Source organism: Brachybacterium nesterenkovii, from assembly GCF_900163655.1.
Taxonomy (GTDB): Bacteria; Actinomycetota; Actinomycetes; order Actinomycetales; family Dermabacteraceae; genus Brachybacterium; species Brachybacterium nesterenkovii.
Window position 1 is genome coordinate 1 of the sequence record NZ_FWFG01000081.1, and the last position, 26,639, is coordinate 26,639.

At 70.9% G+C, this 26,639-nt stretch carries 25 protein-coding genes and 1 pseudogene; 12 read left to right on the top strand and 14 right to left on the bottom strand.

From position 1 onward, the window contains the following. The 3 genes and pseudogenes from FM110_RS13835 to FM110_RS09070 all read left to right on the top strand — a co-directional run. A pseudogene (locus FM110_RS13835) lies at positions 1-118 on the top strand (IS110 family transposase); the annotation flags it as partial. 287 nt (positions 119-405) lie between these two features. Further along, positions 406-603, top strand: a complete 198-nt coding sequence (locus FM110_RS14575; RefSeq protein WP_143276349.1) for a plasmid mobilization relaxosome protein MobC — start codon at positions 406-408, stop codon at positions 601-603. Next, on the top strand, positions 600-1,856 hold the full coding sequence (locus FM110_RS09070) for a relaxase/mobilization nuclease domain-containing protein (RefSeq protein WP_143276350.1): 1,257 nt from the start codon (positions 600-602) through the stop codon (positions 1,854-1,856). Before FM110_RS14575 ends, FM110_RS09070 begins: the two co-directional genes overlap by 4 nt. 308 nt (positions 1,857-2,164) lie before the next feature. Here FM110_RS09070 and FM110_RS09075 read toward each other — a convergent pair whose 3' ends face one another. Together FM110_RS09075 and fabG are read right to left on the bottom strand one after the other, a co-directional pair. Further along, on the bottom strand, positions 2,165-3,259 hold the full coding sequence (locus tag FM110_RS09075) for a S1C family serine protease (RefSeq protein WP_407641039.1): 1,095 nt from the start codon (positions 3,257-3,259) through the stop codon (positions 2,165-2,167). Between the two features lie 227 nt (positions 3,260-3,486). Continuing rightward, the gene (gene fabG, locus FM110_RS09080) at positions 3,487-4,248 is read right to left on the bottom strand and encodes a 3-oxoacyl-ACP reductase FabG (protein WP_087104451.1); all 762 of its coding nucleotides are present in this window, start codon (positions 4,246-4,248) and stop codon (positions 3,487-3,489) included. 299 nt (positions 4,249-4,547) lie between these two features. On the opposite strand from fabG, the gene FM110_RS09085 reads away from it, so the two are divergent. Then, positions 4,548-5,993 (top strand): IS1380 family transposase, encoded by a 1,446-nt coding sequence (locus tag FM110_RS09085; protein WP_087104452.1) that lies wholly within the window; start codon positions 4,548-4,550, stop codon positions 5,991-5,993. Between the two features lie 215 nt (positions 5,994-6,208). Here FM110_RS09085 and FM110_RS09090 read toward each other — a convergent pair whose 3' ends face one another. Then, a complete protein-coding gene (locus FM110_RS09090; RefSeq protein WP_327230663.1) occupies positions 6,209-7,126 on the bottom strand; it encodes an alcohol dehydrogenase catalytic domain-containing protein in 918 nt (305 codons plus the stop codon). Here FM110_RS09090 and FM110_RS09095 point away from each other — a divergent pair. Beyond that, positions 7,125-8,180: an LLM class flavin-dependent oxidoreductase gene (locus FM110_RS09095; RefSeq protein WP_087104454.1), complete on the top strand. Its 1,056-nt coding sequence runs from the start codon at positions 7,125-7,127 to the stop codon at positions 8,178-8,180. The two genes, FM110_RS09090 and FM110_RS09095, sit on opposite strands and share 2 nt — an antisense overlap. A gap of 3 nt (positions 8,181-8,183) precedes the next feature. On the opposite strand, the gene FM110_RS09100 is transcribed toward FM110_RS09095, so the two are convergent. Then, positions 8,184-9,575, bottom strand: a complete 1,392-nt coding sequence (locus FM110_RS09100) for a glycine--tRNA ligase (protein ID WP_087104455.1) — start codon at positions 9,573-9,575, stop codon at positions 8,184-8,186. A 117-nt stretch (positions 9,576-9,692) separates the two neighbouring features. Here FM110_RS09100 and FM110_RS09105 point away from each other — a divergent pair, with 117 nt between their 5' ends. From FM110_RS09105 to FM110_RS09125, 5 genes are read left to right on the top strand one after another with little or no spacing between them, the layout of a single operon-like run. Continuing rightward, positions 9,693-10,682 carry a metal ABC transporter substrate-binding protein gene (locus tag FM110_RS09105; protein WP_087104456.1) on the top strand — a complete coding sequence of 330 codons (990 nt, stop codon included), beginning with the start codon at positions 9,693-9,695 and terminating at the stop codon, positions 10,680-10,682. Next, positions 10,679-11,437: a metal ABC transporter ATP-binding protein gene (locus tag FM110_RS09110; RefSeq protein WP_087104457.1), complete on the top strand. Its 759-nt coding sequence runs from the start codon at positions 10,679-10,681 to the stop codon at positions 11,435-11,437. The genes FM110_RS09105 and FM110_RS09110 overlap by 4 nt, the downstream gene beginning before the upstream one ends. Next, positions 11,434-12,309 carry a metal ABC transporter permease gene (locus FM110_RS09115; protein WP_407641040.1) on the top strand — a complete coding sequence of 292 codons (876 nt, stop codon included), beginning with the start codon at positions 11,434-11,436 and terminating at the stop codon, positions 12,307-12,309. The genes FM110_RS09110 and FM110_RS09115 overlap by 4 nt, the downstream gene beginning before the upstream one ends. A gap of 26 nt (positions 12,310-12,335) precedes the next feature. Continuing rightward, entirely contained in the window at positions 12,336-12,743 is a 408-nt protein-coding gene (locus FM110_RS09120; RefSeq protein WP_087104458.1) for a Fur family transcriptional regulator, read from the top strand. Next, entirely contained in the window at positions 12,713-13,291 is a 579-nt protein-coding gene (locus tag FM110_RS09125; RefSeq protein ID WP_234992127.1) for a DedA family protein, read from the top strand. Before FM110_RS09120 ends, FM110_RS09125 begins: the two co-directional genes overlap by 31 nt. Here FM110_RS09125 and FM110_RS09130 read toward each other — a convergent pair. The 3 genes from FM110_RS09130 to FM110_RS09140 are packed head-to-tail and all read right to left on the bottom strand — an operon-like array spanning position 13,194 to position 15,735. Then, positions 13,194-14,021 (bottom strand): isoprenyl transferase, encoded by an 828-nt coding sequence (locus FM110_RS09130; protein ID WP_087104459.1) that lies wholly within the window; start codon positions 14,019-14,021, stop codon positions 13,194-13,196. The genes FM110_RS09125 and FM110_RS09130 overlap by 98 nt on opposite strands. 31 nt (positions 14,022-14,052) lie before the next feature. Next, a complete protein-coding gene (gene recO, locus FM110_RS09135) occupies positions 14,053-14,784 on the bottom strand; it encodes a DNA repair protein RecO (RefSeq protein WP_087104460.1) in 732 nt (243 codons plus the stop codon). A gap of 12 nt (positions 14,785-14,796) precedes the next feature. Next, positions 14,797-15,735 carry a LysR family transcriptional regulator gene (locus tag FM110_RS09140; RefSeq protein ID WP_087104461.1) on the bottom strand — a complete coding sequence of 313 codons (939 nt, stop codon included), beginning with the start codon at positions 15,733-15,735 and terminating at the stop codon, positions 14,797-14,799. A 146-nt stretch (positions 15,736-15,881) separates the two neighbouring features. On the opposite strand from FM110_RS09140, the gene FM110_RS09145 reads away from it, so the two are divergent. Together FM110_RS09145 and FM110_RS09150 are read left to right on the top strand one after the other, a co-directional pair. Continuing rightward, positions 15,882-16,892 carry an EamA family transporter gene (locus FM110_RS09145; RefSeq protein ID WP_327230668.1) on the top strand — a complete coding sequence of 337 codons (1,011 nt, stop codon included), beginning with the start codon at positions 15,882-15,884 and terminating at the stop codon, positions 16,890-16,892. A gap of 36 nt (positions 16,893-16,928) precedes the next feature. Further along, positions 16,929-17,891, top strand: a complete 963-nt coding sequence (locus tag FM110_RS09150) for a ketopantoate reductase family protein (protein WP_087104462.1) — start codon at positions 16,929-16,931, stop codon at positions 17,889-17,891. Positions 17,892-18,063: 172 nt separating this feature from the next. Here FM110_RS09150 and leuA read toward each other — a convergent pair whose 3' ends face one another. From leuA to FM110_RS09185, 7 genes are all read right to left on the bottom strand, one after another. Next, positions 18,064-19,773 (bottom strand): 2-isopropylmalate synthase, encoded by a 1,710-nt coding sequence (gene leuA, locus FM110_RS09155; protein ID WP_159458031.1) that lies wholly within the window; start codon positions 19,771-19,773, stop codon positions 18,064-18,066. Between the two features lie 369 nt (positions 19,774-20,142). Next, positions 20,143-21,930, bottom strand: coding sequence for an HNH endonuclease signature motif containing protein (locus FM110_RS14130; RefSeq protein WP_159458029.1), 1,788 nt, complete (start codon positions 21,928-21,930; stop codon positions 20,143-20,145). Positions 21,931-22,304: 374 nt separating this feature from the next. After that, entirely contained in the window at positions 22,305-23,303 is a 999-nt protein-coding gene (era, locus tag FM110_RS09165) for a GTPase Era (protein WP_087104464.1), read from the bottom strand. Continuing rightward, a complete protein-coding gene (locus tag FM110_RS09170) occupies positions 23,296-24,615 on the bottom strand; it encodes a hemolysin family protein (RefSeq protein WP_087104465.1) in 1,320 nt (439 codons plus the stop codon). Before FM110_RS09170 ends, era begins: the two co-directional genes overlap by 8 nt. A 10-nt stretch (positions 24,616-24,625) precedes the next feature. Then, a complete protein-coding gene (gene ybeY, locus FM110_RS09175; RefSeq protein ID WP_087104466.1) occupies positions 24,626-25,090 on the bottom strand; it encodes an rRNA maturation RNase YbeY in 465 nt (154 codons plus the stop codon). Next, complete coding sequence (locus FM110_RS09180) at positions 25,087-26,217, bottom strand: PhoH family protein (protein ID WP_087104467.1); 1,131 nt, start codon at positions 26,215-26,217, stop codon at positions 25,087-25,089. The genes ybeY and FM110_RS09180 overlap by 4 nt, the downstream gene beginning before the upstream one ends. Beyond that, positions 26,214-26,591: a histidine triad nucleotide-binding protein gene (locus tag FM110_RS09185; protein WP_234992129.1), complete on the bottom strand. Its 378-nt coding sequence runs from the start codon at positions 26,589-26,591 to the stop codon at positions 26,214-26,216. The genes FM110_RS09180 and FM110_RS09185 overlap by 4 nt, the downstream gene beginning before the upstream one ends. Between the last annotated feature and the right edge of the window lie 48 nt (positions 26,592-26,639).

Genomic DNA, 26,639 nt, shown 5'->3' on the forward strand with positions numbered 1-26,639 from the left:
CCGTACCGCCGAAGGGCGCACCCTCCGGGAGATCCGTCGCTGCCTCAAGCGCTACCTCGCCCGCGACATCTACCGCCGCCTCAACACCGCCGCTCAGAATGAGCTCACCGGCGCTTGACAGACATAGGAGATTCAACGGGATCATCGAACTCGGCCGCCGCATCGCCCGCGGGTTCCGCAACTTCGAGCACTACCGCCTCCGCATGCTCCTCATCACCGGAGGCCTCGATGCCTCACCCCACACTCAGCTCTGAAGAGCCAGATAAGGGAGGCGACCGCCGGGGTGCGCGCCGCCATGCGCGCGGGCACCGCCTCACTGTACGGCTTGACGATGAGGAGGCGGGGCAGGTCGCAGACCTCGCCGAGCGGTACGGCATCCCGGGCTCCGGGGTGCTACGGGCCGGGGTGGCCGTGCTGGCTGGTGCGCCCGTGCCGCAGCCGCCGAACGTGGACTTGCTGGCCGTGCGGCGTGAGGTGAACGCGCTGGGCGTCAACGTCCACCAGATCGCGCGGCGTGTGAACGGTGGCGAGCGTGTGGCGGCGGTCGAGCTGCAGCAGATGGTCGACATGCTGCACGAGCTGGTGCGGAGGTGGTCGTCATGAGCGTCACCAAGGTCTCGCCGTCCGTGCGGGCTGCAGCGTCGATCATCTACGCCTACTACGGACGGCCTGCGGACTTTTCACGCTCGCGTGCGGCGGGTGAGCTCTCCGACTTCGCCTCGCCGATGGACGCGGTCGAGCAGATGGAGGCAATGACGCGGGGCACCGGGCGCAAGAACCAGGCGCTCACGATCATCCAGTCCTTCTCGAAGGAAGAGATCGACGCGAGCGACCCCGAGCAGCTCGCGCTCGTCACGGAGGCGGGCTACCGGCTCGCACGGCGGGTCGCGCCCGGCTCGCCGTGCGTGGTCGTGACGCACGATGACAGCGAGGGCGGGCACCCGCACAACCACATCATCATCGCCAACCATGACCTGGAGACAGGGATGGCGGCTCGTGGCGGGCAGGGCCTTCGCCATCACGAGCTGGCCGGGGCGAACGACGCCGTGATGCGCGAGATGGGCCTGCAGGTCGTGGCGCGCACCGAGCTGGCCCACGACGTGAACCGCTCCCGCGCTGTGGAGAAGACCGACCTCTCCCAGCTCAGCGTGGACGAGCTCGACAAGTCCACGTGGCGGGAGTTCCTCGCTGACCGCGTGGACGAGGCCCTCCAGGACTCGCGCTCGGTTGACCTCGACTCCCTGGCCGAGGTGGCCAAGGAGCACGGTGTCTCGATCCGGGCGAAGACAGGCAAGCGCGCGACCGGGCTGACCTATGCCCTGGTGGATGAGAACGGCGTGGTCAGGCGCAACGGGCGCTCGAAGTTCGCCAGCACGGGCACGAAGCTCGGCGCTGATTACACGTACGAGGAAGTGCTGGTGAGCATCCAGCAGCTCCGGGAAGCAGAGAAGGAGATCGACGATGAGCAGGGCTATGGAGAAGGTGATGAGCTCAGCGCAGCCGTCGCACGGCTCGCAGCAGACGGACCCCGCCGAGGCGGTGCGGGTACTCGTCACCGCGATGGAGAAGCAGGCGGAACGGTTGGGGTATCTGGAGGCGGCGATCGAGGAGCTGGAGAAGGAGATGTCCACGCGCGCTTCGACAGCGGACAGCACGCTGCACTCCGAGCTGCGCTCGCTCGCGAGCGCACAGAGCGAGATCGAGAAGACGCTGAGCGAGATCGGGCGGACCGTGTCCGACGAGCGCGTCGTGAAGCTGCCGAGCGGAGAAAGCGTGAGCGCCGCCGACCTCTCAGCGCACTCCCTGGTGTCGAGGCTGGAGAAGCAGATCGAGGTGATGACTTCCAGCTCGAATGACCTCTCCGAGGCGGTGCGCAAGCGCGGTCAGGTCGTCATCGACATGGCACGGCTGGAGAAGCACGTGGCTGGGCTGCTCGACCGGCGCCTCCAGCGTGCCGTGGAAGGGCCTGTAGCGCGGCTGGAGAAGGTCCTGGGTGGTCGGATCGATGCTGTGGGCGCGGAGGCTCGGGAGGCTGGAGAGAGGGCAGCGGATCATCGGCGTCCTCCCCTCGGCGATTACCGGAGCGTAATACCGTGTGAGACCGACGCGGCGGGTGACCGTGCTTCGTCGGCTCTGCCGCCGACTCACTCCCGAAGCCCACTGCTCAGGGCCGTGCGTCGAGGGTGACCGTGACCTCCTGGGCCTCACCGTCGCGGATGATGTCGAGGGTGACCTCGGTGCCCACCGGCCGTTCACGGATCTGCGCGATCAGCGAGAGGGCGGAGTCCACGGCCTCGTCGTCGATCGCGAGGATGCCATCGCCCTCCTGCAGGCCGGCCTGCGCTGCGGGGCCGTCGGGTGCCACGTTCGCGACACCTGCGGCCCACCGCTGGGCCCCGTCGACCTCGACGATCACGTCGCCCACACCAACGCCCAGGTAGGGGTGCTGGACGGTGCCGGTCTCCAGGATCTGGTCAACCACGGACCGCATCTGCCGTGAGGTGATCGCGAAGCCGATGCCGATGTTGCCGGATTCGGGGCCGAGTGCGGCGATCGAGGAGTTGATGCCCACCAGCTGGCCGTTCGCGTCGACCAGGGCGCCCCCGGAGTTGCCGGGGTTGATCGCGGCGCTGGTCTGGATGGCGTTGGTGACCACGGGCTCCTGCGCCCCCGACGCCGACGGTTCAGCGCTGCCAGCCGTCACGGGACGATCCAGCGCGCTGACGATGCCGGTGGTGACCGTGCCGGACAGTCCCAGCGGGTTGCCCACGGCCATCACGGGTTCGCCGACCACCAATTCGTCGGAATCGGCGACCTCGATCGGGGTCAGGTCTGCGGGAGCATCGGCGATCTCCAGGACCGCGAGGTCGCTGGCCTGATCGCTGCCCAGCACGGACGCCTCGAAGACCCGCTCGTCAGCGAGCGTCACCAGGATCTGCCCGCCCTCGGTGGCCCCGGCGATGACGTGGTGGTTGGTGACCACGTGGCCCTGCTCGTCGATGATCACGCCGGATCCGGCGCCACCGCCCTGCGAGGTGCGCACCGAGATCGAGACCACGCTCGGTGCGACCTGCGCTGCCGTGGCAGACCAGTCCCCGCCCGCCGATGCCGCGACGGCAGCCGGCTCAGAGGCCGGTTCCGAAGCGGAGGAGGCAGGCGATGCGTCCGGGGCAGCGGGACCGGTGTCCGCGCCTGTGCACCCCGCCAATGCCAGGGCCACACAGGATACCAGGACCACTGGTGCAGCGGTGCCTCTCACCCGTCGGATCGTCCTGATCGTGCTCGGCCACGTGATCCTCATCCCTGATCTACCCCTCTCATGGACAGCGCAGCGGCGCACGATGCGCCGCGACGGCGAAAGAGGTGGACCGCCGGCGCCTCTTCGCAAGACACCGGCGATCTCCCCCTACGGGGAGCATCCCACCGCATAGTCTCTGCCGACTGTAAGGGATGCGAAAGCCTCCTGGGAGACGGACGGCGAACCGCTCAGATCTCCTCGAGTGCCTCCGGGGTCTCCGGCAGGATCTGTCCGCCATCCACCACGATGCCTTGCCCGGTGATGTACCGGGCGCCGTCCGAGGCGAGGAAGGCGACGGTCGCACCGATGTCCTCCGGCTCACCGAGGTAGCCGGCAGGCACGGACCGTGCCATCTGGTCCAGGTACTCCTGCCCCAGCTCCGTAAGCCCCGGGGTCAGGATGTTGCCGGGCAGCACAGCATTGATCGTGATGCCCCTGCGTGCCAGTTCGATCGCGGCGGAGCGCACGAACCCCATCTGCGCGGCCTTGGTGGCCCCGTAGTGGGACCACGCCGGGAAGCCCGTGTAGTTGCCGGTGATCGAACTGGTCACCACGATGCGACCGCGCCCCGATGCTTCCAGTGCGGGGATCGCCGCCTGGACGGCGTGGATGGTGCCCTTGACGTTGATGTCGAAGATCAGATCGATGTCCTCGTCGGTCATCGCTTCGATGCGGGCCTGCGGGTACACCCCTGCGTTGGAGGCCAGCACGGAGAGTCCTCCGAGCTCGTCGGCCGCTCGGGCGATCACCTCGTCGCACGCCGCGCGATCACGCACGTCGAGCACGTGGGCGGTGAAGCCGTCCTCCCTTGCCTGGGAGCGTTCGTCCTCGGTGAGGCCGGTGACGATGACCTGGGCGCCGTGGTCGCGGAGCTGGCGTGCGATGCCGGCGCCGATGCCGACGGTCCCTCCGGTCACCAGGGCCGTGCGGGAATCAAGCAGTGCGGTCACGGGAATCCACTCCTCGGTCGAGATCAGAGTCCTGGCTCGCCGACCGTGGATCGACGGCCGCTTCCACTGTAGTTCGGCAAGCGGGCCCGGGCCGGGACCTGCGATGGGTCCCGGAGAAGGTCAGCGCTGCAGGACGGCTGACTGGCGCATTGAGGCACCGCCGCGCAGGATCAGCTAGCCTCGAGATTTCACGGGGGTGTGGTCTCGACCGGCGGAATGAATGGCGAAAGGTGCTCCTGGCCTGGGATGATACGAGGTGTTGAGACCCGTAGCCATCCGCTGGAAGGAGCACCTTTCAGGTGTCCCACCCTACCTTGTTCTTCTACCCCCGTCCGCGGGTGGACGTCGCCGAGGTTCCGGCCCTCGCGCATGCGGGCGCTGTGCTGCTGACCGACACGATTGACGCCACTGGCCTCGCTGCTTCGCTGCGTGAGGCGCTGGATTCGTGGACGAAACCGCTGGCAGAGCATCACGGCTCGAAGGTCCTGCTGGATCTCGCACTCACTCTCGCGATCGGCGGCGAGCACGCTTCGGATGCTGATCTGCTGCGTTGCGAGCCGGGCCTGTTCGGTGATGTCGCCTCGGCCCCGACGATCTCCCGCATGCTCACCACGCTGGCTGAGGACGCGCCCGCCGTGATCGAGGCGATCTCGAATGCCCGTCGCGCCGCGCGGGAACGGGCCTGGGCCTTGGCCGGAGACCATTCCCCGACTGTGGGGGCGAGCGTGAAGAGCCCGCTGGTCATCGACCTCGACGCCACCCTGATCACCGCCCACAGTGAGAAGGAGCAGGCCGCACCGACGTTCAAACGCGGCTTCGGATACCACCCGTTGTGTGCGTTCCTTGACCACGGCAGCGACGGGACTGGGGAACCGCTGGCGATCCAGCTGCGCCCCGGCAACGCCGGCTCGAACACCGCGGCTGATCACATCACCGTCACCAAGGCCGCGCTCGCGCAGCTCCCACCAGCCCTGCTGGCCCGGAGCAGGCGGGGGTCGAAGAAGATTCTGATCCGCACCGACGGAGCCGGCGGCACCAAGGAATTTCTCCAGTGGATGACCAGGCGGCGGCTGGCCTACTCCGTCGGGTTCACTCTCCCCGCGCACACTCCTGACCTGCTGGAACATATCGATGAGGCGCAGGCGTGGACTCCGGCCTATGACACCGATACCGACGGGATCCGCGAGGGGGCGTGGGTGGCGGAGCTGACCGGACTGCTGGACCTGTCCGGGTGGCCTGCCGGGATGCGGGTGATCGTGCGGAAGGAACGCCCCACCCCGGAGCGCAACTACGGATCACCGATCACGAAGGAATGCGCATCACCGCGTTCGCCACCACTCCCCCTCCTCGCTGCGCTCGGGGGAGGTACCCCCACCCCGCGCGGCCAGCTTCCCGTCCTGGAACTACGTCACCGCCGCCGTGCACGATGCGAAGACCGGATCCGCAACGCCAAGGACCTGGGCTTGATGAAGTTCCCGCTGCAGTCCTTCGCGCAGAACCAGATCTGGTGCCAGATCATCCAACTCGCCTCCGAGCTCGTCGCCTGGATGCAAACCATCGCCTTCACCAGGCACGACGCGAGGAAATGGGAACCCAAACGGCTCCGCGCGCGGTTGTTCGAGATCCCCGCGACCCTCGTGCGCCGCGCCCGGCACAAGGTCCTCCACCTCGCCGAACATGCACCCGAAGCCGTGAGGGTCCTGACCGGCGTCAACCGGCTCCGCACCACCGTCGCACAGACCTAACCCGGCGAGACCACCCGCCCCTACGACCAGCAGCTCCTCTTCTCGGAAGTGGAACCCGACCGCCCGCAACGGACACTGCGACGATCTGTCATACCCGAATGCCAGAATCAGCAGCTCAACACCGGCAACGACGCCGACCCACCCCGCTCACCAGCCCCATGAAACATCGAGGCTAGAGTCCGCTCATCATCGGGGACCTCGACGTCTATCCCCAGCTACCCCGCATCACCGGCGCGCCCACACTCAACTCTGAAGAGCCCGATGTCCACGACGAGGTCGAGGCCGACGTCCCGAAAGGCGAGGATCGACTCCGTGACCTCAGCAACCCCCATCTCCGGCGCCGGGTCACGGGTCTGCGGGTTGATCTCCGCGCCGTACACCTCGGCTCCGAGGATCGCGGCGACCTTGGCACCGATGTACCCGAGGCCGCCCAGGCCGATGATCCCGACCTTCATGCCCTTCTCGAGCGCCCCGGTGCTCACGACCGCCCCGTAGGCGGTGAGCCCGGCATCGGTCGCCATGGCGCCCGCATCGAACGGGACCTCATCGGGGAGCCTGACGAGGTTGGCGTCGGTCGCCCGCAGCTTCGGCCCGAACCCGCCTTCCCACGGCCCGTACCCGATCGCCGTGCCGTCGGGCATCATCGGCGCCATGCCGACGCGGTCGCCGACGCTCCAGTGCTCCATCCCCTCGCCGATCGCGGAGATCACCCCGGCGGTCTCGTGCCCCATCGTGTGGGGCAACTCGGAGAACAGCGCCATCCATCCCGGATCATCGAGGGCCGAGACGTCCGAGTGGCAGACGCCCGCGGTCTTGACGTCGACGACGACCTCCCCGGGGGCCAGGTGTCGGCTCCGGGACGTCGCCCAGCCCGAGGGGGTCCCGGTGCCGCAGAACTGCCATGCCTCATGGGCCCTCCACGTCCGTGCACACCATCGTGCTGTGTGGTTCCCCTCACAGCACGCCCGGGTCCTATCGCCTGTCGGCCAGCGCACGCATCTCCGCCCTGCCAGCGGAGGCATGAAGTCCTGGACGTCGTCCCGGGACAGGGCCCACGATGGAGGGATCAGAGGTACCCCTCTCCCCTGCCGGGCCCCGCCCCGGCAGTCCCGTCCCGGCCGAGGAGGCCCCATGTCCGAGTCCCGTCCCGGTGGTCTCTCGATCTCGTTCCTGTGCGCCGTCGACCACGGCGGGGTCGAGGAGACCTCGCCCGCCGCCCGCACCGCGGCCCTCGAGGCCTCGCTGGACCTGTTCGCCCTCGCCGACGAGCTCGGCTACGACGCGGGGTACGTGCGCGCCCGGCATCTGCAGTCGCCTCTCGCCTCGCCCCTGCTGTTCCTGGCGGCGGCGGGCCAGCGCGCCCGGCGGATGGACCTGGGCACGGCCGTGATCCCGCTGTGGTTCGAGAATCCGGCGCGCCTGGCCGAGGACCTCGCGACGACGGACCTGCTGCTCGGCGGGCGCCTGCGCGCCGGGCTCTCCTCGGGCTACTCCGCGCAGCTGGCCCCGTACGTCGACGCGTTCGGGATCACCGAGACGGATCCCCAGGAGCGCGTGGACCGCGTGCTCGCCAAGACCCTGGACCTGCTCGACGGGACGATCGTGGCGACCGCGGACGCCCACGTCGAGGACATCGAGCCCGGCTCCTCCCTCCGCATCCAGCCGCAGGTCCGCGGGCTCCGCTCGCGACTGGCCTACGGGGCCGGCGGGCCCGCGCGCGCCGCGCGGGCGGGCGCCCAGGGCCTCGGCCTCCAGCTCGCGACGCTCCAGCCCGACGACGGCACGCAGCGCACCTTCGAGGATCTCCAGCTCGAGGCCATCGCCGCGTACCGGGAGGCGAGCCGGGAGGCCGGGCACGGCGAGGGCCGCGTGGCGGTCAGCCGCCAGGTGGTCCCCGTCGCCGATGAGGACGAGCTCGAGCGCTTCCTCACGCTGCTGCCGCGCGAGCGCTCCGTCGATCCGGCGGACGGGGAGCATCGCGGACGCGAGATCGGCGGCGGCCGCGCCGTGTTCTCCCGGGTCGTGCTCGACACGCCCGACGTCGTGGCCGAGGCGCTCACGAGCGACCGGGCCGTCGCCGCGGCCGACGAGCTGATCCTCGCCCTCCCCTTCCAGGGGCGGCCGGACGAGTCGGCGCGGGCGCTGACGACCTTCGCCCACGAGGTCGCCCCGCAGCTGCGGGGCTGACCGTCAGGCGCCGCGCAGGCGCTCGGCGAGGTATCCGGCGACCTGGTCGAGCGCGACGCGCTCCTGGGCCATCGTGTCGCGCTCGCGCACGGTGACGGCCTGGTCCTCGGCGGTCTCGAAATCGACGGTGACGCAGAACGGGGTGCCGATCTCGTCCTGGCGGCGGTAGCGGCGCCCGATCGCCTGGGAGCTGTCGACCTCGACGTTCCACATCCCGCGCAGCTCGGAGGCGAGCTGCTGGGCGCGCGGGACGAGGTCCTCGCTCTTGGACAGCGGCAGCACCGCGACCTTAACGGGCGCGAGGCGCGGGTCCAGGCGCAGGACGGTGCGACGGTCGACCCCGCCCTTGGTGTTGGGAGCCTCGTCCTCGGTGTAAGCGTCCACGAGGAACGCCATCATCGAGCGGGTGAGGCCGAAGGACGGCTCGATCACGTACGGGGTGTAGCGCTCGCCGCTGGCCTGGTCGAAGTACTGCATCTTCGTGCCGGAGGCCTCGGTGTGGCTGCCCAGGTCGAAGTCGGTGCGGTTGGCGATGCCCATGAGCTCGCCCCACTCCGAGCCCTGGAAGCCGAAGCGGTACTCGATGTCGATGGTGCCGTCGGAGTAGTGGGCGCGCTTGTCCTCCGGGACGTCGAAGCGGCGCATGTTGGCCGGGTCGATGCCGAGGTCGACGAACCAGTTCCAGCAGTCCTCGACCCAGCGGTCGAACCACTCGCCGGCCTCCTCCGGCGGAGTGAAGAACTCGATCTCCATCTGCTCGAACTCGCGGGTGCGGAAGATGAAGTTGCCGGGCGTGATCTCGTTGCGGAACGCCTTGCCGACCTGCCCGATGCCGAAGGGCGGCTTGCGACGGGCGGCGTTGACGACGTTGAGGAAGTTCACGAAGATGCCCTGCGCGGTCTCGGGCCGTAGGTAGTGCAGTCCGGCCTCGGAGTCGACCGGGCCCAGGTAGGTCTTCATGAGGCCGGAGAACTGCTGGGGCTCGGTGTACTCGCCGCGGGTGCCGCACTTGGGGCACGGGACCTCGGCGAGGCCGCCCTCGGGGGCGCGCCCCTTCTTCTCCTCGAACTCCTCGATGAGGTGGTCCTCGCGGTGGCGGCTGTGGCAGCTCTTGCACTCGACGAGGGGGTCGGTGAACGTCGCGACGTGACCGGAGGCCTCCCACACCTTCTTGGGCAGGATGATCGAGGAGTCGAGCCCGACCATGTCCTCGCGCCCCTGGACGAAGGTGCGCCACCACTGCCGCCGGATGTTCTCCTTGAGCTCCGTGCCGAGGGGCCCGTAGTCCCAGGCGGAGCGCGTACCGCCGTAGATCTCACCGGCCGGGAAGACGAATCCGCGCTTCTTCGCGAGCGCGATGACGTTGTCCAGGGCTGAGGGGGCGGGCTTTGCCACGACGGGTCTCCTGCGGTCTTCGGGGGGCGCACGCGCATGCCGCGTGCCCGCCCAGCATATCCAGGGCGCCTGTCCCTCGACTTGCCCGACCTCCCCCACTTGTTGATAATGATTGTCATGCGAACGTCGCTTCACCTCTCCTCCGCCCGCAACGCGCCCCGGCCCGCCGCTCCCGGACGCCGCAGCGTCCTGGCCGCAGGCCTCGTCGCGCCCCTCGCGCTCGCCCTGTCGGCCTGCGGAGCGCAGGCAGGCTCCGACCGCCCCCTCGTCGTCGTGAGCTGCTACGGGATCGAGTACGCGGCCCGACTCGTCGCGGGCGACGCCGCCGAGGTTGCGAGCCTCGCCAAGCCGGGGCAGGAGCCGCACGATCTCGAGCTCTCCGTCTCCGAGATCGCCGGGCTCGAGAAGGTCGACGTGATCATCCGCATCCCCGGCTTCCAGACCGCGCTCGACGAGGCGATCACCGCCCGCGGCCTCGAGGACCGGGTGCTCGACGTCTCGACGGTCGTCACGCTCCTCCCCCTCGAGGAGCATGCGGAGGACCACGGCGGCGAGGAGACCGGCGCCGACGGGCACGAGGGCCACGACCATGGCGGGCTCGACCCCCACATGTGGACCGACCCCACGCTCCTGGCCGCCCTCGCGACCGCCCTCGGCGAGCACCTGGGCGCCGTGGCCCCCGAGGAGAAGGAGACGTTCACGGCCTCCGCCGCCGAGGCCGTCCGACTCCTCGAGGAGCTCGATGCCGAGCTGCAGCAGACCTTCGGCGCCGTCGAGGGCGAGAAGGTGTTCGTGACCAGCCACACCGCCTTCGGCTACCTCGCCCAGCGCTACGGCCTCGAGCAGATCGGGATCTCGGGCATCGACCCCGAGGTCGAGCCCTCCCCGCAGCGCCTCCTCGAGCTGCAGCAGGTCATCTCCGAGCGCGGCGTGACCACGGTGTTCTTCGAGGAGAGCGCCTCCCCCAAGGTGGCCGGGACCCTCGCGCGGAACGTCGGTGTGAGCTCGGCGTCGCTCGACAACCTCGAGACCCATCTCGACGCGTCGAAGGACTACCGTGCAGTGATGCGAGAGAACGCCGCGAAGCTCGTGGAGAGCTGGGCATGAGCCACCCCGTCGCCGAGACGCCGGTCATCTCGGTGCGCGACCTCGACGTCCACCTCGGATCGGCGCAGATCCTGCACGGCGTCTCGCTCGACGTCCGCCCGGGAGAGCTCGTCGCCCTGCTGGGGTCCAACGGCTCGGGCAAGTCCACGCTGCTGCGCACGATCGTCGGGATCCTCCCCGCGCGCCGCGGCACGGTCGAGCTGTGGGGGCGCCCGGTCCAGGAGCGCCCCGTCCACGACCGCATCGGCTACGTCCCCCAGCACAGCGCGGAGACCGGGTCGATCCCGGCGACCGCCCGCGAGACCGTCGCGATCGGCCTGCTCGGAGCACGCCGCTGGCGGACCCGGGGACGCGATCCGCGCGTCGAGGCGCTCCTGGCCGATGTCGGACTCACCGAGCTCGCCGAACGACCCATCACCCAGATGTCCGGCGGCCAGCGCCAGCGGGTCATGATCGCCCGCGCGCTCGTGCGCCGGCCCGAGCTGCTGGTCCTCGACGAGCCCTTCGCCGGCGTCGACCTCGAGACCCAGGCGAGCCTGGCCCGGCTCATCACCCGCCTCGCCGCACGAGGCACCACCGTCGTCATCGTGCTCCACGAGCTCGGGCTCCTGGCCGAGGAGATCACCCGCACCGTCGTCCTCGACGCCGGGCGCGTCATCCACGACGGCGACCCCGCCGACCGGCCGCACCTCGACCCCGGCCATGAGCACATCGTCAGACCCGAGGAGTGTCTCGGACAGGAGCTGCACCCGTGACCGTCACCCCGTGGGACCTGCTGACGTCCGACATCATGCGCTACCCCCTGATCATCGCCGTGCTGATGGGCGTGACCGCCCCGGTGGTCGGGACCTACCTCGTCCAGAAGCGCCTCTCGCTGCTCGGGGACGGCCTGGGCCACGTGGCCCTGACCGGCGTGGCCGTCGGCTGGCTCGTCGGCGCCTGGGTCCAGACCACGCCCCACGACCTGCTCGCGATCCCCGGGGCGCTGCTGGCCTCCGTGATCGGCGCGCTCGTGATCGAGCTCGTGCGGGAGGTCGGGCACACCAGCCGCGACGTCGCCCTCGCGATCCTGTTCTACGGCGGCATCGCCGGGGGCGTCGTCATCATCCAGCTCGCCGGCGGCACCTCGCAGTCGCTCATGGGCTACCTGTTCGGCTCGCTGGCGACGGTCACGGGCACGGACCTGGTGATCGCCCTGATCCTCGCCGTGATCGTGCTGGCAATCGGCGTGGGCCTGTCCCAGCTGCTGCACGCGGTCACGAGCGACGAGGAGTACGCGCGGGCCGCGGGCCTGCCCGTCCGGGCGGTCAACATCCTCATCGCCGTCCTCGCCGCCCTCACGGTGACGCTGGCGATGCGGATCGTCGGCGCGCTCATGGTCTCCGCGCTCATGATCGTCCCCGTCGCCGCCGCGCAGACGATGGTGATCGGCTTCGCACGCACCATGCGCACCGCGATGGCGATCGGGGTGGCCTGCAGCCTCGGGGGCCTCGTGCTGACCGCCTACGTCGACCTGCCGCCGGGCGGCGTGATCGTCCTGCTGACGATCGCGGTGTACGCCACCGGGCTGGGCCTGCGCGTCGCGCGGGGAGCGTCGTCGTCCGGGGCCGGCGCGCACGCCCGCTGAGCACGCGCATGGGAGACAATCGGAGCATGGAATCGTCACCGAGGCCCCGGACCACGAAGCAGCGCACCGCCCTGCTCGCGACGCTCGAGCGCCAGGACGACTTCCGCAGCGCCCAGCAGATCCACGAGCAGATGAAGGCCGACGGCGAGACCGTGGGCCTAGCCACCGTCTACCGCAACCTGCAGGCCCTGGCCGAGAGCGGGCAGGTGGATGTGCTGGTGACCGACGACGGCGAGTCCATCTACCGCCAGTGCGCGCAGGAGGATCACCATCATCACCTCGTGTGCCGCCGGTGCGGGCGCACGGTCGAGTTCCTGTCGCCGGGGCTGGAGGACTGGGCGCAGAAGGTCGCCTCCGAGCACGGGTACACCGAGCTCGAGCACACGATGGAGATCTTCGGCCTGTGCCCGGAGCACTCCCCCGCCGCCTCCTGATGATGGAGCGGATCCTCGACCTGCCCCTCGTCGCGGCCGTCGGCGTCCTGTGGGTGATCGTGCTGTGCCGCGCCGGGGCGACCTATGCCCTCGGGCGCCTGGCCGGGACCTGGGCCCAGCGCGGCCGGATCGGCGCGTTCCTCGAGGGCCCTCGCGTGTCCAGGGCGCAGGAGTCCGTGCGCCGCTGGGGCGCTCCGGTGGTCGCGGTGAGCTTCCTGACGGTCGGCTTCCAGACCGCGATGAATGCCGCGGCGGGGCTCACGCGGATGCCGCTGACGCGCTACGTCCCCGCCCTCGTGGTCGGGGGCTTCGCCTGGGCGGTGCTGTACGCGACGATCGGGCTGGCGGCCTTCGTCATGTGGCTCGAGCTGTCCCTGCTGAGCCCGTGGGCGGCCGTCGCCGGGGCCGTGCTCCTCGTCGTCGTGATCGCGCTGCTGGTGCGCCGACGGCTCAGCTCCCGCGCGCAGGCTCCTGCTCCCGCGGATCCGTCGGCTGGGGAGCATCGATCGCCCCGCCGTAGCGACGATCGCGCCGCGCGTACTCGGTGATCGCGCGCCACAGGACGCGCCGGTCGACGTCGGGCCACAGCTCGGGGACGAACACGAGCTCCGCGTAGGCGGCATGCCACAGCAGGAAGTTGGAGGTCCGCTGCTCCCCGCTCGTGCGCAGGAACAGGTCGACCTCCGGCATCTCCGGGTCGTTCAGGCGTCGCCCGAGGTTCTTCTCGGTGATCGCCCGCGCCGAGAGCCTGCCCGCGCGGGCCTCCTGGGCGATCTCGCGGACGGCATCGACGATCTCGGCGCGGCCGCCGTGGTTGACGCACATGTACAGCGTCATCCGCGTGTTGTTCCGCGTGAGCTCCTCGGCCTCCCGCAGCTCGGCGATGACCGACCCCCACAGGCGCTGCTCGCGGCCGACCCAGATGATCCGCACGCCCCAGCTGTTCAGGGTGTCGCGCTGGCGGCGGAGAACGGAGCGCGAGAAGCCCATGAGGAAGCGCACCTCCTCCGGCGAGCGCTTCCAGTTCTCCGTCGAGAAGGCGTAGGCGGACAGGTGGGTGACGCCGATCTGCAGCGCCCCGGCGACGACGTCCAGCAACGCCGCCTCCCCCGCCTCATGGCCCGCGGTGCGCGGGAGGCCGCGCTGGTTGGCCCAGCGGCCGTTGCCGTCCATGACGACGGCGACGTGGTGCGGGATCACGGCCGACGGCAGCTGCGGGGGCCGTGCCCCGCTCGGGTGCTCGAACGGCTCGACGGGGGCGGGGCGGGGAGACGGCATGGGGCCCAGGATACTGACGGCGCAGTGCCGTTCAGCGCTCGACGTAGTGCAGGGCGCGCACGCCGCGCTCGAGATGCCAGGTGATGGAGTCGGCGATGAGGCGGCTGGCCTCGAGCTGGATCGTCGCGTCGGCGCGCAGCGTGCTCTCCCAGTCCCCCGCGAGCAGGTAGATCATGTGCTCGATCGCTCCCTGGCGCACGGCGACGGCGCCCGGTCGGCGGCATGCGGAGCAGACGAGGCCGCCCGCGGCGACGTCATAGGCGTGGTGCGGCCCCTCGGCGCCGCACAACGCGCAGGTGCGCAGATCCGGCGCCCAGCCGGCGTGCGCGAGGGTGCGCAGTAAGAAGGCGTCGAGCACGAGCGAGGGCGGGATGCGGCTTGCGGCGGCGGTGCGCAGCGCGCCGACGAGCAGGAGGAACTGCTGGGCATTGGGGTCCACGACCTCGTCGGTGAGGCGGTCCGTGGTCTCCAGCATCGCGGAGGCCGCCGTGTAGCGGGCGTAGTCGGAGCTGATGCCCTCGGCGAAGGTCTCGATCGTGACCACCTGCGTCACCGTGTGCAGGGTGCGGCCGGTGTGCAGCTGGACGTCGATCAGCCCGAACGGCTCCAGGCGCGCGCCAAAGCGGCTGCCCGTGCGCCGCACGCCCTTGGCGACCGCGCGGACCTTGCCGTGGCGGCGCGTGAGCAGGGTGATGATGCGGTCGGCCTCCCCGAGGGGGTGCGTGCGCAGCACGATCGCGTGGTCCCGGTAGAGCTTCTGCATGACGGGTCGAATCTACCGCGCGCTCTCGGCCGCGACCTGCTCCGCCTCGACCAGCCCCGCGTCGAGGAGAGCAGCATCGTGCAGAGCGCGTCGCACCGCACGGATCCCCGGGTGCCCGGCACGCCCGGACCGGACCGCCGTGTAGACCGATCGGCGCGGCATCCCCGGCAGCCGCAGCGCCCGTGTCCCGTCGAGATGCGTGCTCGCGACCAGGGCGGGGATGAGCGCGACGGCATGCCCGGTCCGCACGAAGTGGACCTGCAGCAGCGGGTCCGGGGTCTCGACGAGGATCGCGGGCTCGATCCCGTGGCGGCGCAGCTCGGCACGCTGCCAGAGGCCCGCGGCGGTGTCATCGGGCTCGAGCACCCAGCGGGCGTGGTGCAGGTCGGAGAGGGCTGCCGGGCGAGACCACGGCCCGCGCTCCGGGACCACGAGCAGGAGGTCATCGGCGATCAGCTCCGCCCGGTCGATGCCGGGGACGAGCGCGTCGCGGGCGCCGGGGAACTCCTCGCCGAGGACCAGATCGAACTCGTGCGAGCGCAGGCCCGCGATCGCCTCCGGGAGCTCGCGCTGGGCGAAGACGAGGCGCAGGGCCGGGTGCTCGGCCTCGAGCGCGGTCAGGGCGCGGGGCGCGATCGTCAGCAGCGGCGTCTGGAACGAGGCGATCCGCAGGAGACCGCCCACCTCGCCCGCGGCCTCGCGCAGCTCGGACTCGGCGCGCTCGAGGCGCTCGGCGACGGCATCGGCGTGGGCGACGAGCCCGAGCGCCGCATCGGTGAGGCGCACCCGGCGCCCCGCGCGCTCGAGCAGCGGGACGCCCGCCTCGCGCTCGAGGCGGGCCAGCTGCTGGGAGACCGCCGAGGGGCTGCAGAACTGGGCCCGGGCCACGGCCGAGACCGTGCCGAGTCGGTGCAGCTCCGCGAGCAGGCGCAGGCGCTGGACGTCGAGCATCGTGCACCTCCCCTCTCCCCGGGCCTCGCCCGGGCCGGCATCGCCGAGAACGCGAACCTGCCCCCGAGACTATGAAGCTCTGCTTCACACGTCCCGTCAGATGATAGCGATGGACTGAATCATGGTGGACCGGGGATCCTGGACCCGTGACCCGCTCCTCCACCTCCCCCGTCCCTGCATCCACGACGGCCGGCCCCACGATGGCCGGACCCGTGGCGATGGTGCTCGGCTCGTGCGTGTCGCTGCAGATCGGGGCGGCCTTCGCCGCGCAACTGTTCGGCCCTCTCGGCTCCTGGGGCGTCACCTGCCTGCGCCTGGGCATGGCGGCCACGGTCCTGCTGCTCGCGGTCCGCCCTGCCCTCCACCGCTGGGACCGGGCGCAGTGGCGCGGCGTGATCCTGTTCGGCCTCGCCCTCGGAGCGATGAACGGAAGCTTCTACGCCTCGATCGCCCGCATCCCCCTCGGGGCGGCCGTCGCGATCGAGTTCCTCGGGCCCCTCGTCCTGTCGGCGATCCTGTCGCGGCGCGGCGCGGACCTGCTGTGCGTGCTCGTGGCGCTCCTCGGCGTCTCGATGTTCGGCGTGGAGAGCCTCACGGGAGGTGCCGCACTCGATCCGCTGGGCGTGGTCTTCGCCCTGATCGCCGGCGTCTTCTGGGCGGGATACATCCTGGCGAGCGCCCACGTGGGGCGCCTCGTCCCGGGGCACGGCGGTCTGGCCGCGGCCGTCGGCATCGGCGCTCTCGCGATCCTCCCCCTCGGGGCCGACGGCGGCGCCACGGGACTGGCCGATCCGCACCTGGCCCTGCTGGCCCTCGGCTGTGCGCTGCTGGCCTCCGTGATCCCCTACTCCCTCGAGCTGTCGGCGCTGCGCAGCCTCCCCAGCCGCGTGTTCGGCGTCCTGCTCTCCCTCGAGCCCGCCGTCGCCGGTCTCGCCGGGCTGATCCTGCTGGGACAGCCGCTCACGGCACTGACCGCCCTCGCGATCGTCCTGGTCGTCGCCGCGAGCATCGGCATCACGCTCACGGCCCGACGGACGGGCACCACGGCATCGGAAACAGGCACGGCCCCGAATGACGACTCGGTCCCGGACGGACGCACGGGCGGGGAGGCGGAGCGCTCCGGTGAGGGCTCGGTCCTCGCCACGCCGATCGGATGAGCCGAGCCCTTCTCTGGCCGGTGGTGCAATAGGCGTGTGCGCTTCACGATCATCGGCGCGGGAACCATCGGCCTGACGGACGCGCATCTGCTGAGCCGCGTGCACGACGTGGACTACGTGGTCCCCGATGGACGTCGCTCGGCCTATGAGGGCTCCTTCCACCTGCATCTCCATGATCTCCGAGACGGGACGGACAGCGTCCGCGAGTTCACCCCTCGCCTGCTGTCCGACGTCAGCGCGTCCGAGGCGGATGCGATCCTCGTCATGGCCCCCGGGGATCGGCTCCCGGAGCTGCTCCCCCACCTGGCGTCGTCGGCTCCGCCGCATATTCCCCTCGTGCTGATGCTCAACCGGTGGGGCCTCGAGCGCGAGGCGCGCCTGCATCTGCCGCGTTCGAGGTTCCACCTCGGTCTCCCGTCCCAGGTCGGCGGCGGGAGGCAGGGACGGCACGTCCATGCCACCGTCTTCCGCACCGGGACGGTGCTCGAGACCGGTCATGCCGCGGGACGCCGCGTCATGGATGCCATCGAGGAGGCGTTCCGCGCAGCGGGGCTCTCCGTGGCGCGCCAGCGCCGCATGAGCGACTGGCTGCGCATCCACTGCCTCCAGCAGTCGCTCACCGCCGCGCCTCTGCTGGACGCCGGCGGCTACGACGAGCTCATCGGTGATCGGGCGCGTGCGCGGGACCTGGTGCTGGCGTTTCGCGAGGGGCTGCGCACCTGCCGCGCCGCCGGCTCACCGCCCGGCCTGCTGTGGCCCTCTCCGCTGTTCCGCCTCCCGGCACCGGTCGTCACGCGCCTCATGCAGGGCATGTTCGCCGATGCCGATGTTCGCACGATGGTCATCCGCCGCAGCGCGCACGGGATGCCGGAATGGATCTCGGGCTTCCGAGACATCCACGCCTCAGCGATGGCCGCGGGGCTGAGCACGCCGATGCTCGACCGCCAGGCCCGCGTCCTCGATCGATGCGCGCGGGATCCCGGCGCACCCGGCCGCTGACGGGCCGCCGCAGCCTTCGTGGACCGGTTCGACCCGAGGGGACGAGCAACGGCGAACCGATCCGACCGAGACGGATCAGGCCGAGATCGCCGGGCGTAACCGCCCATCTGGACGACCGGGCCAGGACGGTCGTTCCGCCCGGCCCGGTCGTACTGTCCGCCTGATCGGGCTCTCAGCCCTCCGCGCGCGCCGCCCGGTTGAGCGCCGAGACGATGCCCTGCATCGAGGCGCGGGTGATCGAGGAGTCGATGCCGACGCCCCAGAGGATCCGGTCTCCGATCTCGCACTCGACGTACGCGGCGGCGAGGGAGTGCTCGCCCTCGGTCAGCGCGTGCTCGGCGTAGTCGAGGATCCGCACGGGCACCCCCTGCTCCCCGAGCGCCTTGACGAAGGCGTCCAGGGGGCCGTTGCCGAGCCCGGTAATGGTCCGCTCGGCGCCGTCGACCAGCAGCTGCACGGTGACGCGATCGGCGCCCTCGCCCTCGCTCTGGTGCTGGACGCTCCTGAAGCCGTAGCGACCCCAGGCGTCCTTCGCGTCGGGGGCCGGCAGGTACTCGTCGACGAACGCGTCCCACAGGGCGGCGGGCGACATCTCGCCGCCCTCGGTGTCGGTGAGGTGCTGGACGATCGAGGAGAACTCGATCTGCAGGCGACGCGGCAGGTCGAGCCCGTGCTCGGTGCGCAGCAGGTAGGCCATGCCGCCCTTGCCGGACTGCGAGTTCACGCGGATCACGGCCTCGTAGGAGCGGCCGATGTCCTTGGGGTCGATCGCCAGGTAGGGGACCCGCCAGACCATGTCGTCGCGGGTCGTGCCCGCGGCCGCGGCATCGGCGTCCATCCGCTCCAGGCCCTTCTTGATCGCGTCCTGGTGCGAGCCCGAGAACGCGGTGAAGACGAGGTCGCCGCCGTAGGGCGAGCGCTCGGGCACCTTCATCTGGTTGCAGTGCTCGACCGTGCGGCGCACCTCGTCGAGCTGGGAGAAGTCGATCTGCGGATCGATGCCCTGAGCGAAGAGGTTCAGGCCCAGCGTCACGAGGTCGACGTTGCCGGTCCGCTCGCCGTTGCCGAAGAGACAGCCCTCGATGCGGTCGGCGCCGGCCAGGTAGCCGAGCTCTGCGGCGGCGACACCGGTCCCGCGGTCGTTGTGCGGGTGCAGCGACAGGACGACGGAGTCGCGGCGGTCCAGATGGCGGCTCATCCACTCGATCGAGTCGGCGTAGACGTTGGGCGTGGCCATCTCGACGGTCGCGGGGAGGTTCACGATCATCTTGCGCTCGGGGGTGGGCTGGAAGACCTCGATGATCGCGTTGCACACCCGCACCGCGTACTCGAGCTCGGTGCCGGTGTAGGACTCGGGCGAGTACTCGTAGGTGATCCGCGTGTCCGGGATGATCTCCTCGTACTTGCGGCACAGCAGGGCGCCCTGCACGGCGATGTCGAGGATGCGGTCCTGGTCGGAGCAGAACACGACGTCGCGCTGGACGATCGACGTGGAGTTGTACAGGTGGACGACGGCCTTCTTGGCGCCCTCGAGGCTCTGATACGTGCGCTCGATGAGGTGCTCGCGGGCCTGGGTGAGGACCTGGATGGTGACGTCGTCGGGGATGTGGCCGTCCTCGATGAGCGTGCGCACGAAGTCGTAGTCGGTCTGGCTGGCGGCGGGGAAGCCGACCTCTATCTCCTTGTAGCCCATGCGGACGAGCAGCTCGAACATGCGCAGCTTGCGCTCGGAGTTCATGGGGTCGATGAGCGCCTGGTTGCCGTCGCGGAGGTCGACGGCGCACCAGCGGGGGGCGCGGGTGATCTCCCGGGCGGGCCAGGTGCGGTCGGGCAGGTCGACGCGGATCTGCTCGGAGTAGGGCAGGTACTTGTGGATCGGCATGCCCGAGGGCTGCTGCGGGTCCTCGCCGTCGGGGCCGACGACGGGCAGGGCGGGGTCAGCGGTGGCGGCGACCGAGCCGGGGGCGACGGCGGGGGCAGTGCTGGGCACAGGAGTGGTGGATGCGGTGTTCACGGGGGTCTTCCTCAGGGGTCTCGCGGGGTCGCCGGGGGCATGGGGAGGTCGCCGCGGCGGGGTCCGGCGAAGATCAGGCCCCGACGCGGCTGCTAAGGAGGAGCAGCGATCCGCGCATGTCGTGCACGGTAGCACTGCGTCCGAGACGCAGGACACATGACCGTGATCCGAGACGGGCTCGGGGTGATCCCTGGCAGGAGGGGCACGTCTCGCAGAGAGCTCGAACGGGCGGCGGCGTCAGAACGGCGGCGGCCCGATCGACGGGCGGAAGGACCCGCCCCCGCCACTCGACCTCTCTCGGCTCGACCTCTCCCGGCTCGATGGCGCTCGGTTCGACGTCGCCCGGTTCGGCTTCCCCCAGCTCGGCATCGCCCGGCTGGCTTTCGTCCGGCTGGCTTTCGTCCGGCTTACGGAACGGCGCTCCCGATCACCAGGTGTGACCTCTCCGGACTCGCCGCATGCCGCCTGCCCTGCGGCAGCCGCATCTCGGCCCAGCTCACCGTCGCCCCGGGCGTGTCGTCGCTCCAGAACCGTGTGAGCCTGCCAGTGCATCTCGAGATCGGCGACGATATCAGGCGTCAGGAGGTCGACGTCGTCCTGGATGACGACGGATGATCCATCCCCCAGGCTCCACCGCGTGGCCCCAGGCAGCACCGCAGCTCCGGGCAGCACGACGGCCGGGCACTCGCTTGTCGTGTCCGGGGGATCGTCCCCGTCCTCGGGCCCCTCCCGCGTCGTCACGGGGGTCGTCCGGTGCGGCGCCCGTGGTTCCGCCGGTGGAGAGCCGGAATCCGCACAGCCCTGCGGAAGGCGCACCGGGTCGATCCGTCGACGGGTCTTGAGCAGATGGTGCTGCCAGCACAGCAGATGCAGGTTCTCGATCTCCGTCCGACCGCCCTCGGAGGGGTTCCGATGGTCGAACTCCTCGATGTGGTCGCACTCCGAGGCCCAGGAGGATGGCCGGGTGCACCCGGGCGCGGCGCAGGTGGCCGAGCGGAGGCGGAGGTGCTCGCGCATGGCGGGAGTCGGAACGTAACGATCGGCCGGGAGCGGGAGGAACGCCCCGGAGACCGGATCCGTCAGGACCCGGCACCAGGTGTCGGACCCGCCGGCCAGGGAACGGGCCAGCTCGGCAGGCACCGGAACGGTGCCATCCAGCGTGCCCGGGGCATCACTCACCCCGAGCAGGGTCATGGCGGGGACCACGACATTGATGCGGAAGCGCTCCGCGGGGACCTCTGCCCCACCGGCATCGAGCGGCGAACGCGTCAGGAGGTCGAAGCGCAGGCGAGCAAGGGGGAGGGCTCGACCCGTCGCCTCGACGGTGCCGTCGTCATAGGGGATCGGGAACGCCTGGTCGTCCTCGGTTCGGACCTCGAGCGCCCGACGTTGCGCCGCCTGCACCGCTCGCGCCGAGGCATCGAGTCGGCGGGCGAGCGCCATCACGTCGGGCACGGGGCCGACCACGCGGAGGCAGGCCATGCCCTCGTCGTTGTCCGGATGGACCTCCACACGCCGACGGGCGCCAGGAGATGCCTCGGGCACCAGCGGGGCGCTGCTGCGCACTCGGGAGGCGGCGAGGGCGAGGTCCTTGCGGAAGCGCTCGAAGGTCACGTCCAGGTCCCACCCCACGACCATGGCGTCGAGACGGTGACGCTGCTCGGTCTCGAGGTCGCGCACGGCGCGGATCACGCGGCGCATCCAGGGCCAGGCCATCGTCCCGGCCTCGAGGAGGGCGAACGTCCCGGGAAGGTCCGTGCGCGGGAGGTGCGCCTCGTGGACGAGGTGCGAGGCCGTCGTCGGTGAGATGCGCAGCGCGATCGCGACACGCATGTCGGCCTCGTCCCCGTCCTGCATGGCGTCGTCCGAGGCGGAGCCGTCGACCCAGAAGGCGTCGAGCCGTTGCATCCGCGCCGCGGCGATCCGCGACTCGAGCACCGCGTCGTCCCAGAGCTCCTGCAGGCCGGCCACCAGGCGGGGGTCGTCGGCGGCATCCGCGCGCTCACCCAGGACATCACGGGTCATCACCGTCGTACGGCGACGGGGCAGGCGAGAAGGCTCGAACGTTCCGCCCTTGTCCTCGGTGTCCCCGAGAAGCACGGGCGGTGCATCGGGGGCTGGCCCAAGCGCTGTACCGATGGCTGGCGCATGGACCGCGGCGTCGGGACGAACCGGGGAATCAGCGCTCGCAAGTGCCTCGGATGTCTCAGAGGCAGAGGCAGCATCCGGCAACAGATCGCCCACGGTCCACCTCCCTCTGCGGTGCGAGGGTCCAGCGGCTCCGCTCCTGGGCGGAACCGCCGAACACCTCCTTCGAACTCCTGTTCGAATCAGAGGAGAAGAGGGGTGTGACGAATGAAAGGCATCGACGGCAGATGCGGAGAACCCGCACCTCCCGCTCAGAACCCGAGGCGACCCATCTGCTTGGGGTCGCGCTGCCAGTCCTTGGCGACCTTCACCCGCAGGTCCAGGTGGCAGCGCCGCCCCAGGTGGCGCTGGATCTCCTGGCGCGCCCGGGACCCGACCTCCTTGAGGTGCGAGCCGCCCTTGCCGATGATGATGCCCTTCTGGCTGTCGCGCTCGACGAAGATCGACGCCCGCACCACGAGGCGCCCCTCACCGGGCGCGACCTCCGCGAACGGGTCGCCGTCGGGGTCCGTCTCGGCCATTTCCTCGACGACCACCGCGAGCGAGTGCGGCAGCTCGTCGCGCACGCCCTCCAGGGCGGCCTCGCGGATCAGCTCGGCGACGATCCCCTCATCGGTCTCCTCGGTGATCTGGTCGTCCGGGTACAGCTGCGGCCCCACGGGGAGGTTCTTCGCGATGACGTCGGTGAGCACATCGACCTGACGTCCCGTGACGGCGCTGATCGGGACGATGTCGTCGAAGTCCAGCAGACGCGAGACCTCCAGCAGGTGCTCGCCGACGCGGTCGCGGGAGACGAGGTCGCACTTGGTGACGATCGCGACGATCCGCGGGCCCTTGCGCCGCCCGCTCGTCCCCTGCGTCATCTCGGCGAGGTCCTGGGCGATGTAGCGGTCGCCGGGCCCGATCTTCTGATCGGCCGGGAGGCAGAAGCCGACGACGTCGACCTCGGTGAGCGTCTCGCGGACCAGATCGTTGAGCCGCTCCCCCAGCAGCGTGCGGGGCCGGTGCACGCCGGGGGTGTCGACCAGGCCGATCTGCGCCTGCGGCAGCGTGACGATGCCGCGGATCGCGCGGCGCGTCGTCTGCGGCTTGGAGGAGGTGATCGCGACCTTCTCCCCCACCAGCGCGTTGGTCAGCGTCGACTTCCCGACGTTCGGGCGGCCGACGATCGCGACGAAGCCCGAGCGGTGCTCGCCCTGCGCCGCCGTTCCGTCGTCCGCCGATGCGGTGGGCTCGTGCGTGTCAGTCATCGTCGTCTCCGTGGTTCTCCGGGGCCTCGTCGTCCTCGTCGCCGCGCGGCGTGCGCGAGACGAGCACCGAGGACAGGCGCTTGCGGCGGCCCGCGGTGCGCTCGGCCTCCAGGTGCAGGCCGTGGGCGTCGCCCTCGGCACCGATGACCGGGACCCTGCCCAGCGTCTTGGCGAGCAGGCCGCCGATGGTGTCGACGTCCTCGTCCTCGATGTCGAGGCCGAACAGCTCGCCGGCCGCGGTCACGGTCTCGCGGGCGGGGACGCGGTAGACCCCGTCGCCGAGGTCCTCGATCTCCGGCTCGCGGCGGTCGTGCTCATCGGCGATCTCGCCGACGATCTCCTCGAGGATGTCCTCGATCGTGACGATCCCGCAGACGCCTCCGTACTCGTCGACGACGATGCCGACGTGGATGCGGCGCTGCTGCATCTGGCGCATGACGTCGTCGGCCCCGGCGATCTCCGGGACGAACATCGCCGGGCGCATGATCTCGGTGACGGGGCGATCCGACCCCGGGTTCCACGGCGAGTGAATCGCGCGCATCACGTCCTTGGCGTACAGCACGCCCAGGAGGTCGTCGACGTTCTCGCCGATCACGGGGATGCGCGAGAAGCCCGAGCGGACGAACAGCCGCATCGCCTTCTCGGCCGAGGCGTCGTCGGAGATCGTGACCATGTCGGGGCGCGGGACCATGAGCTCGCGGATGCGGGTGTCGCCCAGGTCGAACACGCCCTGGATCATGTCGCGCTCATCGTGCTCGAGCTCCTCGGACTCGGTGGCCCGGTCGACGAAGTGGCGCAGCTCGGCCTCCGTCGCGTAGGGGCCGCCGCGGACCTTCCCGCCGGGGGTGAACGCGGAGCCGATGTGGATGAAGGCCATCGCGAGCGGCCACAGCAGCACGCGGGCCACGCCGATGAGCCCGGACAGCACGATCGTCACCTGCTCGGGCCGACGCCGGCCGATGGTGCGCGGCGACACCGACAGGGCGATGAACGAGACGGTCCAGACGCCGAGGATCGCGACGAGCAGGGCGATCGGCCAGGAATCGATGAGCGTGAAGGCGATGCCCGCGATCGCGACGGTGAACGCGGCCTCGGAGAGAATCCGGGCGAGGGTCACGGTCGCGAACACGCGCGGGGCGTCCTCGTGCTGGGCGAGCACGCGGCGGCGGACCCGGTCGGTCGCGTCCTCGAGGGCGCGCTCGAGGCCCGTGCGCGAGACCGAGAGCATCGCGGCGTCGGCCGCCGTGAACAGGGCCGCCGAGATGAGGCCGAGGACGGCCAGGGGGATGAGGGTGGCGAGCAGGGCTGTCATCGTGCTCCTCTCAGGCGCGCGACTCGCGCGCGGCCAGGAAGGTGAGCAGGAGCTTGCGCTGGAGGTCGAACATGACGCGGCGCTCGTCCTCCTCGGCATGGTCGTAGCCCAGCAGGTGAAGGATCCCGTGCGTGGTCAGCAGCAGCATCTCCTCGACGGCGCTGTGGCCCGCCTCAGCGGCCTGCGCGGCGGCCACCGTCGGGCACAGCACGACGTCGCCGAGCAGGCCCTCCGGGGCGTCCTCGTCCTCGGAGCCGGGACGCAGCTCGTCCATGGGGAAGCTCAGGACGTCCGTCGGCCCGGGCTCGTCCATCCACTGGATGTGCAGCTGCGTCATCGCCTCCTCGTCGACGAAGAGGATCGACAGCTCCGTGGCCGGGTGCAGGTGCATGGCCCCGAAGATGTAGCGGGCGAGCTCGACGAACTCCCGCTCGTCGATGCGGACGGTGGTCTCGTTGTTGACCTCGATCGTCATCGGGCCTCTCCCTGCGTGGTCTCGGCGGCGCCGGCGGCGCCCTGCGTGCGGCGGCCGCCGCGGTGCTCTGCGCCGCTGCGGCGCTCGGCGCGGCTGCGGCGCTGCTCGCGGCTCCCGCCGCCGATCTCCCAGCGGCCGTAGGCCTCGACGATGTCGGAGACGAGGCGGTGGCGCACCACGTCGCGGGGCGTGAGGCGGCAGAAGGCGATGTCGTCGACGCCGCCGAGGACCTGCTCGACGACGCGCAGTCCGCTGCGCTGCTCGCCGGGGAGGTCCACCTGCGTGACGTCGCCGGTGACGACCATCGTGGAGTTGAATCCCAGGCGGGTCAGGAACATCTTCATCTGCTCGGGCGTCGTGTTCTGCGCCTCGTCCAGGATGATGAACGCGTCGTTGAGCGTGCGCCCGCGCATGTACGCCAGCGGCGCCACCTCGATCGTGCCGGCTCCCATGAGGCGCGGGATCGACTCGGGGTCGAGCATGTCGTGCAGCGCGTCGTAGAGGGGCCGCAGGTACGGGTCGATCTTGTCGTTGAGCGTGCCGGGGAGGAAGCCCAGGCGCTCCCCCGCCTCGACCGCGGGCCGCGTGAGGATGATCCGGGTGATGCGCTTGGTCAGCAGCATCTGCACGGCCATCGCGACGGCGAGATAGGTCTTGCCGGTGCCGGCGGGGCCGATGCCGAAGGTGATCGTGTGGGTGTCGATCGCGTCGATGTACTGCTTCTGCCCGAGCGTCTTGGGGCGGATCGTGCGTCCGCGCGCCGACAGCACCGCCTGGGACAGCACCTGCTCGATGCGCTCGTCCGTGCGGCGCTCGTCCCCGTAGAGGTCGGCCGCGCGCTCGACGGCCTCGGCCGTGACGGCGCCGCCGCCCGCGGCCACCTCGATGACCGAGCGCATGATGTGCTCGGCGCGGCGCACCGCGTCCTCGGTTCCGCGGATCGTGACCCGGTGGCCGCGCACGCTCACGTCGGCGTCCGGCACGGCGCGCTCGAGGGCGTCGAGGGCCTGGTCGTTCTCGCCGAGGACCTGGAAGGGGCTCAGGTGGTCGGGGATCGCGAGGCGGCGGTCGATCACCTGGGGGGCACTGCCGGGGGTGGGCGTGGTGCCGGTGGACGATGAGGTCACAGCTCTCCTGCGGCGGTGGTGGACTCGTGCTGGTCGGTGCCCGCGAGGACGTGGGCGTGGGTGTGCATGACGGTCTGGCCCGCCGCGGCGCCGGTGTTGAAGACCAGGCGGAAGTCGCCGTCGGCGAGCTCGGCGGCGATCTGCGAGGCGACGGCGACGAGGTGCGGCAGCAGCGTCGGGTCCGCGGTCGCGAGCTCGCGGACGTCGGCGGTGTGCTCGCGCGGGACGACGAGGACGTGCACGGGGGCCTGCGGCTGCAGGTCGCGGAAGGCGACGACGCGGTCGTCGGCGTGGACCTGATCGGAGGGGATCTCCCCGGCGATGATCCGGCAGAAGATGCAGTCGGCGGGCGCGGGTGCGGAGTCGGCGTTCACGGGTCCGATCCTACGCGGGGCGGGTGACGGACGACCTGCCCTCGCGAT